At 60.3% G+C, this 13,228-nt stretch carries 10 protein-coding genes and 1 pseudogene; 3 read left to right on the plus strand and 8 right to left on the minus strand.

Going from position 1 to position 13,228, the window contains the following annotated elements:
• Positions 1-73 precede the first annotated feature (73 nt).
• On the plus strand, positions 74-994 hold the full coding sequence (locus AAEZ09_RS14755; protein ID WP_177328543.1) for a GlxA family transcriptional regulator: 921 nt from the start codon (positions 74-76) through the stop codon (positions 992-994).
• Between the two features lie 196 nt (positions 995-1,190).
• On the opposite strand, the gene zapE is transcribed toward AAEZ09_RS14755, so the two are convergent.
• The 3 genes from zapE to AAEZ09_RS14770 form a co-directional block, all read right to left on the minus strand.
• The gene (gene zapE / locus AAEZ09_RS14760; RefSeq protein ID WP_045059269.1) at positions 1,191-2,285 is read right to left on the minus strand and encodes a cell division protein ZapE; all 1,095 of its coding nucleotides are present in this window, start codon (positions 2,283-2,285) and stop codon (positions 1,191-1,193) included.
• A 91-nt stretch (positions 2,286-2,376) separates the two neighbouring features.
• A complete protein-coding gene (locus AAEZ09_RS14765) occupies positions 2,377-3,732 on the minus strand; it encodes a tryptophan--tRNA ligase (RefSeq protein ID WP_350599866.1) in 1,356 nt (451 codons plus the stop codon).
• Positions 3,733-3,756: 24 nt separating this feature from the next.
• The gene (locus tag AAEZ09_RS14770) at positions 3,757-4,386 is read right to left on the minus strand and encodes an alpha/beta hydrolase (protein ID WP_045059267.1); all 630 of its coding nucleotides are present in this window, start codon (positions 4,384-4,386) and stop codon (positions 3,757-3,759) included.
• Between the two features lie 145 nt (positions 4,387-4,531).
• Between AAEZ09_RS14770 and AAEZ09_RS14775 the strand changes: the two genes are divergently transcribed.
• Complete coding sequence (locus AAEZ09_RS14775; RefSeq protein WP_045059266.1) at positions 4,532-4,966, plus strand: Z-ring associated ZapG family protein; 435 nt, start codon at positions 4,532-4,534, stop codon at positions 4,964-4,966.
• 82 nt (positions 4,967-5,048) lie between these two features.
• Here AAEZ09_RS14775 and AAEZ09_RS14780 read toward each other — a convergent pair whose 3' ends face one another.
• The 3 genes from AAEZ09_RS14780 to AAEZ09_RS14790 all read right to left on the minus strand — a co-directional run bounded on the left by AAEZ09_RS14780 (position 5,049) and on the right by AAEZ09_RS14790 (position 9,323).
• Positions 5,049-5,777 (minus strand): YiaD family glycine zipper/OmpA-like lipoprotein, encoded by a 729-nt coding sequence (locus tag AAEZ09_RS14780; protein WP_045059265.1) that lies wholly within the window; start codon positions 5,775-5,777, stop codon positions 5,049-5,051.
• Between the two features lie 103 nt (positions 5,778-5,880).
• The gene (locus AAEZ09_RS14785; protein WP_045059264.1) at positions 5,881-6,525 is read right to left on the minus strand and encodes an MBL fold metallo-hydrolase; all 645 of its coding nucleotides are present in this window, start codon (positions 6,523-6,525) and stop codon (positions 5,881-5,883) included.
• 59 nt (positions 6,526-6,584) lie between these two features.
• Positions 6,585-9,323: a winged helix-turn-helix domain-containing protein gene (locus AAEZ09_RS14790; protein ID WP_045059263.1), complete on the minus strand. Its 2,739-nt coding sequence runs from the start codon at positions 9,321-9,323 to the stop codon at positions 6,585-6,587.
• Between the two features lie 159 nt (positions 9,324-9,482).
• Between AAEZ09_RS14790 and AAEZ09_RS14795 the strand changes: the two are divergent.
• Positions 9,483-9,560 (plus strand): annotated as a pseudogene (locus AAEZ09_RS14795) (outer membrane lipoprotein carrier protein LolA); the annotation flags it as partial.
• 75 nt (positions 9,561-9,635) lie between these two features.
• Here AAEZ09_RS14795 and AAEZ09_RS14800 read toward each other — a convergent pair.
• Positions 9,636-11,000 carry a DUF1329 domain-containing protein gene (locus AAEZ09_RS14800; protein WP_045059262.1) on the minus strand — a complete coding sequence of 455 codons (1,365 nt, stop codon included), beginning with the start codon at positions 10,998-11,000 and terminating at the stop codon, positions 9,636-9,638.
• Positions 11,001-11,028: 28 nt separating this feature from the next.
• Entirely contained in the window at positions 11,029-12,924 is a 1,896-nt protein-coding gene (locus AAEZ09_RS14805; protein ID WP_205891601.1) for a DUF1302 domain-containing protein, read from the minus strand.
• Between the last annotated feature and the right edge of the window lie 304 nt (positions 12,925-13,228).

Genomic DNA, 13,228 nt, shown 5'->3' on the forward strand with positions numbered 1-13,228 from the left:
GTCCAACCAAGCCTCCACGCCTTTACGGCGCGTCAGCATCCTGGCTATCGACCGGGTTTTCGCTTCCACCCTCATGCAAGCCAAGGATTTCTTCCACCTTGCCAGCCTGCGCTATGGCAAACAGCTCGGCCACGGTCTCGTGCCGGCCTTCGAGACTCGTCTGGTCAGCCCGGATGGCAAGCCAGTGAACAGCTTCAGTGATGTCATCATGCCGGTGGACGGCGGCCTGGAAAACGCCGACATCATCGTCCTGCCGGCGTTCTGGGACGACTTCGAGACTCTTTGCCAGCGCTACCCGCAAGTCCTGCCGTGGCTACGCCAGCAACATGCCCGCGGCGCCGTGCTGTGCGGCGAGGCGACCGGCGTATTCTGGCTCGCCGAAGCCGGGCTGCTCGACGGCAAGGAAGCCACGACCTACTGGCGCTTCTTCAACGCCTTCGCCGAACGCTTCCCCAAGGTCCAGCTCAATCAGGACAAGCACCTGACCGACGCCGACAACCTGTACTGCGCCGGCGGCACCACCTCAGCCTGCGACCTGTACATTTATCTGATCGAACGCTTCTGCGGCGCCAACGTGTCGCAAGCCGTGGCCCGCGACATCCTTTATGAAGTGCAGCGCAGCTACTCCCCCGGCCGCATCGGCTTCGGCGGACAAAAATTGCATCAGGACGTAATCATCCTGCAGATCCAGCACTGGCTCGAAGAACACTTCGCCGACAAATTCCGCTTCGAAGACGTCGCCCGCGAACACGGCATGAGCATCCGTAACTTCATGCGCCGCTTCCAGACCGCCACCGGCGACAAACCACTGCACTACCTGCAACGCCTGCGCATTGAAACCGCCAAGGGCCTGCTGTCCGGCAGCCGCAAAAGCATCAAGACCATCAGTTATGAGGTGGGCTACGACGATGCAAGCTTCTTCGCCCGCCTGTTTCGCCAACATACGGATCTGTCACCGAATCAGTATCGGCAGCAGTTTCAGCAGGCAGCGTAGCCCCGAGAAAAATACAAGACCTGTGGGAGCTGGCTTGCCAGCGATAGCGATTTGTCAGCGCAATGAATATTGCCTGACACGACGCCATCGCGGGCACGCTCGCTCCCACAGGGATTGCAGTGCCTTCGCTTTTTTCTTCAGCACAAATCAAAAAGGGCCTGCAATTGCAGGCCCTTTTTATAAGCTGAAGATCTGTTTAAGGCTTATGCGCCCTGGACAGGAATTCATGGGACTGCATTTCCAGCAGGCGGCTGAGGGTGCGCTGGAACTCGAAGTTCAGGCGACCGCCGGTGTAGAGGTCTTTGAGCTCGACTTCGGCGGAGATGATCAGCTTCACGTTACGGTCGTAGAATTCGTCGACCATGTTGATGAAGCGCCGGGCGATGTCGTCGGTGGTGACGCTCATCTGCTCGACGCCGCTGAGCAATACCGCGTGGAAGATCTTGCCCAGTTCGATGTAGTCGTTCTGGCTGCGCGGGCCGTCGCAGAGTTCGCGGAAGTCAAACCAGGCCACGTCGTCACAGGTGCGCAAGGCGCGGATTTCGCGATTTTCGATCATCAGCACGTCGTTCTCGACTGCTGCGGTGCATTCCGGCGTCAGGGCGCGGAAGCTCTTGCGCAGGCTTTCGTGTGACGCCTCGTTCAGCGGGAAGTGGAACAGCTCCGCTTGCTCGAGGTGGCGCAGGCGATAATCGACGCCGCTGTCGACGTTGACGATCTCGGTGTTCTGCTTGATCAGCGCGATGGCCGGCAGGAAACGCGCACGCTGCAGGCCGTCCTTGTACAGGCCGTCAGGCACGATGTTCGAGGTCGCGACCAGGGTCACGCCATTCTTGAACAACTCTTCCATCAGCGTGCCAAGGATCATGGCGTCGGTGATGTCGGAGACGAAGAACTCATCGAAACAGATCACCCGGGACTCGTCCGAGAAACGCTTGGCGATAATGGTCAGCGGGTTTTTTTCGCCGCCCAGTGTCTTCATTTCTTCGTGCACGCGCTTCATGAAGCGGTGGAAGTGGGTGCGGGTCTTTTCCTTGAACGGCAGCGCTTCGAAGAAGGTGTCGACCAGGTAAGTCTTGCCGCGACCTACGCCGCCCCAGAAATACAGCCCCTTGATCGGGGTCTGGTCTTTCTTGCCGAACAGTTTCCCGAGAAAACCGGGTTTGTTCTGCGAGGCCGCCACCAGATCGTCGTACAGGCGCTGCAAATGACGTACGGCAGTTTCCTGCGCGGCATCATGAAAGAATTCCGGGCGTTTCAGATCAGCTTGATATCGTTCTAGGGGCGTCATAATTCGTTAGCAAGGCAACAAAAACGGGCCGTCACTGTAGCGACGGCCCGTCGGAATGGCAATCAGCCCTTGGTCGGACCGAGCCGTCGATTTATTCCTGAACCGGAGTCAGCGCGATCCGCAACGCATCAATGCCGGCATCGCGAGCGGCGCTATCAGCGAACGTGGCGCTGTCGGCCACACACTCGCCTTCGAGCCAGACGCTGAAGCTCAGGTCTTCGCTACGCACGTCCAGAGCCTGGCCCGCTTGCAACTGTTTGGTCACCTGACCTGCGGTTTTACCGTCAGCAAAGTTGCGCGACAGCAGCAACTGCTCACCATCAGCCGCCAGCAGGCGGAATCGGAAGCTGCCGTCGTCTTCGCGGAAGCTGACGAAGCGCGCGGCCTTGGTGGCTTTCTTTTTCGTGGTGGCAGCCACTTGAGTCTGGGCGACGAACGAGCGCAGACCGACCGCTTCACGCAGCTCGTTGAGGAACGGCGTGGCCACGGAACGGGCCTTCTTGGCGCCGATCTGCAGCATGTCTTCCAGGTCTGCCGGGCGTTCGATCAGTTGATGATAACGCTCGCGGGATTCACCCAGTTCGCTGTCGAGCAGCTGGAACAGACGGTTCTTCGCCTCGCCCCAACCCAGGCCCTGCAGCAGCTCACTGCGGAATTCGTCGGACTGCGCCGGGGTAGCGAAGGCCTGGAACAGCGTGAACAGGTGCGAGTTGTCCGGATCTTTCGCTTCGCCCGGTGCTCGGGAGTCGGTCACGATGCGCGAGATCGCGTCCTTCATTTCCTTGGCGCTGCTGAACAACGGGATGGTGTTGTCGTAGCTCTTCGACATCTTGCGACCGTCGAGGCCTGGCAACGTGGCGACGCTTTCTTCGATCAGCGCCTCGGGCATGGTGAAGAATTCCTTGCCCTGGCCAAACAGGTGATTGAAGCGCTGGCCGATGTCCCGGGCCATTTCCACGTGCTGAATCTGGTCACGACCCACCGGCACCTTGTGCGCGTTGAACATCAGGATGTCCGCGGCCATCAGCACAGGGTAGCTGTACAAGCCCATGGTGATGCCGGCATCCGGGTCTTCACCGCTCTCGACGTTCTTGTCCACCGAGGCCTTGTAGGCGTGCGCACGGTTGAGCAGGCCCTTGGCGGCGACGCAGGTCAGCAGCCAGGTCAGCTCGGGGATTTCCGGGATGTCGGACTGGCGATAGAAGGTCACGCGCTCTACATCCAGGCCACCGGCCAGCCAGGTTGCGGCAATTTCCAGACGCGAGCGCTGGATGCGCAGCGGGTCATCGCATTTGATCAGGGCGTGGTAGTCGGCCAGGAAATAGAACGAATCGGCATTGCTGTCACGGCTGGCGAGGATCGCCGGACGGATGGCGCCGGCGTAGTTGCCCAGGTGTGGCGTGCCGGTGGTGGTGATGCCGGTGAGGATACGGGTACGAGTCGTCATGGGTTATCGCTTGTCAGACTGCAATCAATTCGAGAGACGCGGCAGGATCAGATCCTTGAGATCGGTCAGCTTGCCATGAAAAAAGTGTCCGCATTCTGCCACTTTCAGCAGCTCATGGGGACGCTGGAGTTTCCCGGACCAGTCGTAGACCAGTTGCGGATCGATGACTTCGTCGGTTTCCGGCTGGATCAGCGTCAGTTCGCCCTGCAGCGGCACCTGATCCTGATCCCCCAGGCGCATGACGGCCGGCGCTACCATGAACAGATGCTTGAGCTGTTCACCCTGGGCTTCCAGGCGCCCGCCGAGACTTGCTGCAACAAAACCACCAAAGGAGAAACCCAGCAGCGTCAGAGGTAGATCAGGATGTTTCGACCGCAACCAGGCAGCGGCGGCCTGGGCATCATCGACCTCGCCGGTCCCCATGTCATGGGAGCCGGCGCTGGCACCTACGCCCCGGTAATTGAAGCGCAGGGTCACCAAACCGGCGTCGCGGGCCGTGCGCTGCAGGGTCGAGACCACTTTGTTGAGCATGGTGCCGCCCTGCACCGGGTTCGGATGGCAGATCAGCGCAATGCCGCGCGGCTGCTCATTTTCCAGGTACAAACTTTCCAGTTCACCGACTGGGCCATCAATCACTACAGGGGTTTCGCGCATAAGCAAGGAAGGAACTCCGTGACCTCGAATCGGGTCGACTCGTCTAGCAATTTGTCTGTGCCAATCTATCTGCGAGAGAATCGCGGTATACAGCGCAGGTTCGAGCCGTTAACGTAAAGCAAAGCCGTTTATAGAGGAAGGACTCGTGGAACACTCGCTCTTAGTTTGGTTGTTGCCGACTCTTGCCCTGGTTGTGGGTGTCGCCATTGGTTTCCTGATCGCTCGCCTGGTGCCGAATGCCGCGCCTAACAGCACGCAACGTCAGCTGGATGATATTCAGGAACGTTTCGACAGTTATCAGAACGAGGTGGTCACCCACTTCAACAGCACCGCGACCCTGGTCAAGAAAATGACCCAGAGTTACCAGGAAGTGCAGGATCATCTCGCCGATGGCGCAAACCGTCTTGCCCTGGATGAGCAGACTCGCCAACGCTTGCTCGCCGCCCTGCATGCCGATTCAGCCCAGGCGCCTCGTGAGCGCCTGACGCCGCCGCGCAACCAGGAGCCGCCTCGCGATTACGCGCCCAAAGCGCCAAACGCACCGGGCATGCTCGATGAGCATTACGGCCTGAAGAAGTAATCAGGTTTCGCGCAACATGAAAAAGCCCCCGGATGAGTGATTGTCCGGGGGCTTTTTTCACACCTGATATTCAGCCAGGCGCTTATGGGTACTGCTGAACAGTACCTTGCTGCTGACCACCATATTGCTGGCCCGGAATCGCCTTCAGGTTGACCTCAACCCGACGGTTCTGCGCCCGACCATTAACGTCAGCGTTGCTGGCTACCGGGTTATCCGGACCGGCGCCACGGGCTGTGAGGTTGGCACTGCTGACGCCCTGGGACGTCAGGTAGGTCGCCACGCTCTGGGCGCGCCGCTGGGACAGGTCCATGTTGTGCTGGCGACTGCCGGTGCTGTCGGTGTAGCCGACGATTTCGATCTGGTTCTGGTTGAACTCCTTCAGCGAGCCTGCAAGGTTGTTCAACGGCTGATAGAAGCTCGAGGCGATATTCGCCGAATCGGTGGCGAACGTGATGTTACCCGGCATGATCAGCTTGATCTGATCACCCTGGCGCTGCACCTCCACGCCGGTGTTGGCCATGCTGGCGCGCAGCTTCTTCTCCTGCTGATCAGCGTAGTACCCGTAACCGGCAGCGGAAGCACCTACCACTGCGGCGCCGATCAGCGCGCCCTTGCCACGATTGTTGTGGTCGATGGCGGCGCCCGCAAGCGCCCCGGCCAGAGCGCCGAGGCCGCCGTACTTGGCGGTTTTGCTCATGCCCTGGGAACCGCTATCGGCCTGACCCTGGTTGTCATACGGGTTCGGCGAAGCGCAGCCAGACAGCAGCGCGATGGCAGTAGCGGCAATAATCAGACGAGGCGTGGTGAACATGAAGAGCTCCTACTTTTTGCATTCTGTGGTGCAACGGACTTAAGCATTGAACCTTTGCCGGCGTTGGATCATTTTGCGCGATAAAAATTCCATCAAGCAGACATCAGGCGCGCACGAACGGGTTTTCACGCATTTCGTCACCCAGTCGCGTGTCCGGTCCATGCCCGGTGACCACGGTCGCCTCTTCATCGAGGGTATACAGGCGCTGCTTGATCGACCGCACGATAGCGGCCTGATCCCCGCCCCATAAATCCGTGCGCCCTACCCCGCGACGAAACAGGGTGTCACCGGCGATGAGCAGCTTAGCGTCTGCAAACCAGAAACTCATAGAGCCGGGTGTGTGACCGGGTGTGTGCAATGCCACGCCACAGCCGCAAGCCAGTTCTTCATCGTCGGCCAACCAGCGATCTGGCGGGGGCACCGGCGTGTAAGGCACGCCGAACATCTGGCATTGCATCTCCAGGTTGTCCCAGAGGAACTGGTCCTCCTTGTGCAGATGCAGGGTCGCCCCGGTTTTCTCTTTCATCTGACCGGAAGCCAGGAAGTGATCCAGGTGTGCGTGGGTGTGGATGATGCTCACCACCTTGAGCCCGAGGGCGTCGAGTCGCGCCATGATCAGCTCAGGGTTGCCACCGGGATCGACGACGATGGCCTTTTTCGTAATCGGATCGCCGATGATCGTGCAGTTGCACTGCAACGGGCCGACGGGGAAGGTCTCGCGGATGAGCGTGGGGCTGGCAGCGACCATGGTGGTTCCTGAAAAGAATGGATGGCCTATTCTGGCACAGGCTGGCGGGCCCGACAGCGTCACCCCAAAACACCCAACTCCTTCGCCCGCGCCACCGCCTGAGTCCTGCGCTCTACCCCCAGCTTGCTGTTGATATGACTGGCATGCGTCTTCACCGTATGCAGCGAAATAAACAGCTGATCACTGATCTCCTGATTCGAGCACCCTTGTGCAATGAGCTTCAGGACGGCCAGTTCTCGGGCACTCAGTTGCTCGCAGGCGTGGGATGGCTCCGAGGCAATGCGCGGTGGTATGGCGGGCAGATGCTCTGCCAGGGCGGCGCAAACTGCGGTCCTGGCGTTGTGCTGAAGTTGTTCGCGCAACCAGGCCGGATGTTTGCTCAGCAAGCCGTCGAAAGGTTGCACCACGCCACCCATCGCAGCATCAAGGGCCTGAGTGAGGCTTTGCCGGGCGTCAGGTTCGCGGTTGCTGGCCAGTAGCAGCTCGGTCTTCTGGGTCAGCACCATGACGCTGAGCATCTGACGCCCGGTTTGCTGGCCGTTTTCCAGCAATGCGTTCAACCGCCCCTCGGCCAGCATCAACTGGCCCTGGATGACCTCCAGCAAAGCCTGCTGCAATTCGATATGCAAGGGCAGTTGCGGATGAAATTCCGGCGGCGCAGCGGGGTTTTCGCCGTTGTAGGTCTGGCTCAGACGCGCCAGCCAGGCTTCGGCCAGGTCGGTGCGGCCCTGGGCCAGCCACAGCTCGCATTTGACCAGGGTAATCATCGCCAGGTAATAAATCGGCGGCACGTCCCAGATATGCATCAGGCGCTCGGCTTCGGCGAGTTCGGCGAATGCCTTGGAAAACTCGCCACTGCTGCCTTCGATTCGGGCAATCACGCAATGGCCGATCAGTACGCTGATATCCCGGCAGGCTCGTGCTTCGCTGAGGCCAGCCTGCAGTCGAATGCGCGCAGCCTGTGGCTGCAGGCGCATGGCCAACAGAAATCCTTCGTATAACGTCAGGCGTGCACGAACAGCATAGAGTCGTTGCGGCGACAGCCCTTGCAGGCGTTGCAGGCCTTGGCGCACTTCATCCAGCGCCCGCAGGATTTCCCCGCGGGCCTGGAGCACTCGGGCACGGTCGTAATGCGCCAGCGCCTCGAACAATGGATTACCCACCCGCTGTGCCAGCTCCAGGGAATCGCGGTTCAACCCGCGTGCACGCCACAGGTCGCCGTCGGCGATGGCCAGGTTGGACAAGGTCGACAGGCACATCAAGCGTTGGCCATAGCGCTTGGACGGCAGGCTCTCCAGGGCTTCAGTGCAATACAGCAGGGTCAGTTCACGGTTGCCCCGTCCGCGGGCGATGATCCCGCTCAGGGCCAGCCACTGCGCCAGCATGGACTTTTGCGCCGTGGCCGAAGGGGCCGGCAGGAAGCGGCTCAGATGACTGGCCAGTTCTTCGGCAGCGTCGAGTTGGCAGGCCAGCCCCAGAGCCCAGCTGTACAGCACGATCAGGCGCGGCGTGCTGATCAGCAGGCTGTCGGGCAAGTCCATCTTCCAGCGCAGCAACATGCCGACGTTCTGTTCGGCCAGCAGCTGCTCTTCGGACAGGTTCTGCACCAGGTTCGCTGCGACGTCCAGGTGACCGGCGCGCAACGCCTGTTCCACCGCTTCATCGAGTAGCCCCTGGGCGTTGAACCAGCGGCATGCGCGCAGGTGCAGGCTCGCTGCCGGCACGATGGCCTGGGCGGTCGGGCGGGTGCGCAGCAGATCGGAAAACAAATGGTGATAACGATACCAGCGGCCCTGCTCGTCCAGGGGCACCAGGAACACCTGGTGAGCCAGCAGGAAGCGCAGGATCTCTGCGCTGTCGTGAGCCTCGCGAACGGCGTCGCACAGTTCGCTGCAGAAGCGCTCCTGGGGGGCGGTGTCGTAGAGGAAGGCCTGCACTTCGGCGGGCAGGCAATCGATGACTTCTTCAAGCAGGTAATCGCGGATCAGCCCTTCCCCACCATGCAGGGACTGAGGCAATGCACCTTCACTGCCCACTTCGGAGGCGGCCAGCAGCCAGAAACGCAGGCCAGCGACCCAGCCTTCGCTGCGCTCTATGAGGTTTTCCAGGGCTTCGCCGCGCAGTGAGGTGCTGTGGCGATCGAGCAGGGTCTGGGCTTCGTCGTGAGTCAGGCGCAAGTCCTGCTCGTGCAGTTCGAGCAATTGCCGGGACAGGCGCAGGCGCGCCAGATGCCAGTCCGGGCGCTGGCGGCTGGTCACCATCACCAGCAGGCCGTCAGGCAGATGATTGAGGAAAAATTGCAGGCAACGGTCGAGCACCGGCCCCTGGGCCAGGTGGTAGTCATCGAGCACCAGCAACAGTGGAGCCGTTGGCAGCAAGTGCACGGCCAGCTCATCGAGCAAGCCGTCCAGCCACTCCTCGAAAGCAAATGGCTGATGGCGCTGGCGCATTTTCAGCAGGCCAAGGGACTGGCTGCCAAGCTTGGGATAAAAATCCTGGAGGCCTTCGAGCAGCCGCTCAAGAAAACGCCCAGGGTCGCTGTCACGCGGACTCAGGCCCAGCCACAGACTCTGCCAGTGCGCGGGCAGACCTTGACAGAATTCCACGGCCAGGGAGCTCTTGCCGAACCCTGCCGGGGCGCTGACCAGCAACAGCCTGCCGCCAAGCCCGGCACTCAGTCGCTCGCACAGACGCGGCCGCAGCACGTGACCATCAGGCAGCGGCGGGCGAAAAAAACGTCCGTCCAGTGCCGCGACGGCAACGCTTGCAGGGCCCGGGATGGGGGACAGATCAGTCATGGCCGGCTCTTGTTTGATGGCGGGTGGCGGCGTTGCAGATGTCCGCAGACTAGCGGTAAACGAAGAGGTAATGAAGGTTATTGCTACAAATGGCTACAAAAAGGCCATCAAGCTCTACGCCCGAATGCATGCAGGCCCGTAGGAGCGAGCTCGCTCGCGATGGTCGTTAACGATGACGTGGGTTGCCTGACTCCCCGCGGAGCCCTCAGGTTCATCGCGAGCAAGCTCGCTCCTACAGGAGCGATAGGCAAAAAAAAACGCCCCGAACCAGTCGGGGCGTTTTCAGAGGGTGCGGCCTCTGCTCAGTGCAGCTTAGCGAACACCTTCCTGACGCAATGCCGCAGGGGTGAAGTCGCTGGTGGTAGCAGTGAAGCCGAAGTCATATGCCGACTTCTCTTCGTTCTTCATGCCCAACGCCAGGTAACGACCCGATTGCAGGTCATACAGGGTTTCCAGGGCATACCACGGCACTTGTTTGTCGTAGTAGTTCTCGGCGTGGGCTTCCGCAACGCGCCACAGTTGATTACGACCGTCGTAGTGATCGATCACCGCCGCCTGCCAGGTGTCTTCGTCGATGTAGAAGTCACGCTTGGCGTAGATATGGCGCTGACCTTCCTTCAGGGTTGCAACCACATGCCACACCCGGCGCAGCTCGTATCGAGCCAGGTCCTGGTTGATGTGGCCGGCCTTGATGATGTCGGCGTACTTGAGCTTCGGATCGTCGAGCTTGTAGCTGTCGGAGGCGATGTACATCTCTTTCTTGCCTTCGAGTTTCCAGTCGTAGCGATCTGGCGCTCCGTTGTACATGTCCAGGTTGTCAGAGGTACGCAGGCCATCGGCGGCAGTACCCGGCCCGTCATAGGACACTTGCGGGGCGCGACGCACCCGACGCTGACCGGCGTTATAGACCCACGCCGAACGCGGCTCCTTCACTTGGTCGAGGGTTTCGTGCACCAGCAGTACACCACCGGCCAGACGTGCCGGCGCGGTCACTTTCTGCTTGAAGTAGAACAGGATGTTGCCCGGGTTCGCCGGATCGTAATCCTTCATCTTGTCGCGGAACACGAACTGGTCCTGGAAATACACCAGGCTGAACGAGCCGTTAGGCTGTGGAGTGGCCTGGGTGACCAGGCGAGTCACGCTGCCGCCGCGATACCGGGTGATGTGGTTCCAGATAACCTCAACGCCAGTTTTCGGGATTGGGAACGGGACGGCAGTCTCGAAGTTTTCCAGGCCGTTACCACCGGACACCAGTTTGGTGTTGACGGCGTTTTTCTTGATGGAGGCGAACACTTCATCCGGCACTGTGGCACCGCGATGGGACGGGTAGACCGGCATCTTGAAGGTTTCCGGGTAACGCTTGAACATCGCGTACTGGCCCGGGGCAAGCTTCTCTTTGTACTGATCCACGTTCTGCGCGGTGATGGTGAACAGCGGTTTTTCACTGCCGTACGGGTTGGACAGGAAGCCCTTGCTGTCGACTGTGCCCGCATTTTTGGCCATGGGTTTCCAGGCCGGGATCGAACCGTCGGCGTTACCCGCCATCTCGGCGCCCATCGGTGTCAGGCTCTTGCCCAGCTTGTCTGCCTCGGCAGCGGGAACCGCCGCCATGACGCTGGTCGCCAGCAGCGAAAGTCCCAGAACACCGGCTTGGAACAGACTCTTTGTTATTTTCATATGTGTGTTCGTCCTGAAAATACTGTGCTTAGAAGTTCACGCCGACGCTGAGCGCAACAAAGTCGCGATCGTCCACAGTGGTGTATTTGCCGTCGAAGAAGTTGGTGTACGCCAGGCTCGCGGTGTAGGTGTTCTGGTACTCGGCATCAACGCCCAGGCTGACCGCTTTGCGACCTTCCTCGAAGTTGCCGCCAGGGCCAGGCGAGTAGCCGCTCACGTCATGGGACCAGGCCACGTTAGGCTTGAGGTTCACGCCGGCGAATACGTCGTTGTATTCCCAGATCGCACGACCGCGGTAGCCCCACGAGGTTGCGGTGGTGAAGCCTTCGTTGGTGCAATTGCGACTGCGATTGTTCTGCGGCGAACCAGCACCTGCACCGTTGATGGTGCTGGCGTTGAGGATGTTGGCGCAGGTGTCGGTACCGGCTGGGCCAGTCGGTGGCAGCTCACCTGGACCGTAGACCGGATCGCGGCCGTAGCGCACGTCAGAGGAGCTTTCCAGGCCGCCGACGTGAGTCACGCCCACTTCACCTACCAGGGTCAGACGGCTCGCGCCCATCACTTGATCGAAGAAGTGCGTCAGGGTGGTCTGGAACTGGGTGATTTCCTTGCGACGATAACCGTGCAGGTCCTGGCCAGGAACGCCAGTCAGTAGCGAAGCATTGCCCAGGGCGCCGCCCAACGGACGCACACCGGCGAACAGGATGTCGGTGGAGTTGAGCTGCACCGGCGCGTTCGGACGATAGCTGATCTCACCGCTCCACGCCGTACCGGTAGGCAGGGTGGTGGAGAAGCTCAAGCCGTACAGGCGAATGTCTTCCGGGTATTCGATGAAATACTGCGAGTTGCCCGCCACCAGCAAAGGTGCCAGTGCAGCGAATGGACCCGGCAGGCCCGCGGCGGTGTTGTACACCGATTGCGGTGCACCCGTGGCGCTGAAGATCGGCGCACGGCTGTGGTAGTTCATGAAGTAGGCACCGAATTCGGTGTCCAGCGGATCGAACATGTACTTCAGGGACGCGCCCCATTGGCCGCTGTCCCGCGCATCGCGATCGGGGCCGCGACGGACCAGCACACCTTCCTCGTTGACGTCTACGCCAGCGCCAGCCAACGGTCCCAGGGCAACGGCCGGGATGGTCGAGCGTTTGTTCAACACCCGCAGGTTGCTGTCACAGCCATCGGCAACGATGTCCGGCTGGGAGAAGAAGGTGCCGCAGTTGTCGACGACGGTCTGGTCCCATTCCAGCTGGTAGAACGCTTCAGCCGAGAGATTCTCGGTGAGGCTCTGGGAGACGTAGAACATGTTGACCGGGATCAGGCCTTCCTTGATCTCGGCACCCGGACGACGGAATGCGGATACGTCGATCGGGTTGATCGAGTTGATGCCACCGCCGATGAACGTACTTTCGCCCCAGCTCACTACCTGCTTGCCCAGACGCACGGAGCCCGGCTGATCGGCGATGGAGTAGTTGTGGTAGACGAAGGCATCGAGGATCTGGCCGCCGGAGGATTTGGCGCCTTCCTTGCGGTTGTCGTTGCTGACGTTCTTGAATTCAAGGTCTTCGTTTTGCAGTGCGAAGTCGTACCAGTATTTGCCCCGCACGAACACACCGGTGTCGCCGTATTTCAATTCAAGGTCATGGATACCCTTGAAAATCTTCGAGAAGGCCTGGCCGCTCTTGAAGTTCAGGTGACCGTCATCGGAAGTCTGGGACAGCCCTTGGCCGCCGTTGTTGACCCCGATGAGGTTCTTGTTCGGCGACTGGGTGGAAACGCTCATGCCCAGGGAGAGAGAAGAGTCGAACTGACCTTCGATTTCACCAATGTTGAAACTGACGCCGAATGCGGGCCCGGCGAGCGTAGAAGCAAGACTGACCGCCAGAGGCAATTTCGCCCGGCGCCAGAACTGGTTTACTGATGTCATCGACGCTACTCCATGTGCATTATTGTTATGGCAGTGAGTACTTTTAAAAACGTTGTGGCTGACCGGACGCCAGGGCGTTCCGAATTCAATCCAATGTGCATCGCCCCGTTTGTGCGTTTGCGCTCGTTCTTAAAAATCCTTGAGCGGACTATAGCCAGCAGGTAGTAGAGCTTGATCCCTCTAAAGTGTGATTTGCAGCTGCCAGCCACTCTGGAACAGTCCTTTCGCCAGTCCGACAACTGTCGGCACGGGAAGAATGGCTGAAAATTCAGATTTCACAAGCCAAGCGCTTGCTTGGTGGGGC

Source organism: Pseudomonas sp. 65/3-MNA-CIBAN-0223 (assembly GCF_040310425.1).
GTDB lineage: Bacteria > Pseudomonadota > Gammaproteobacteria > Pseudomonadales > Pseudomonadaceae > Aquipseudomonas > Aquipseudomonas gregormendelii.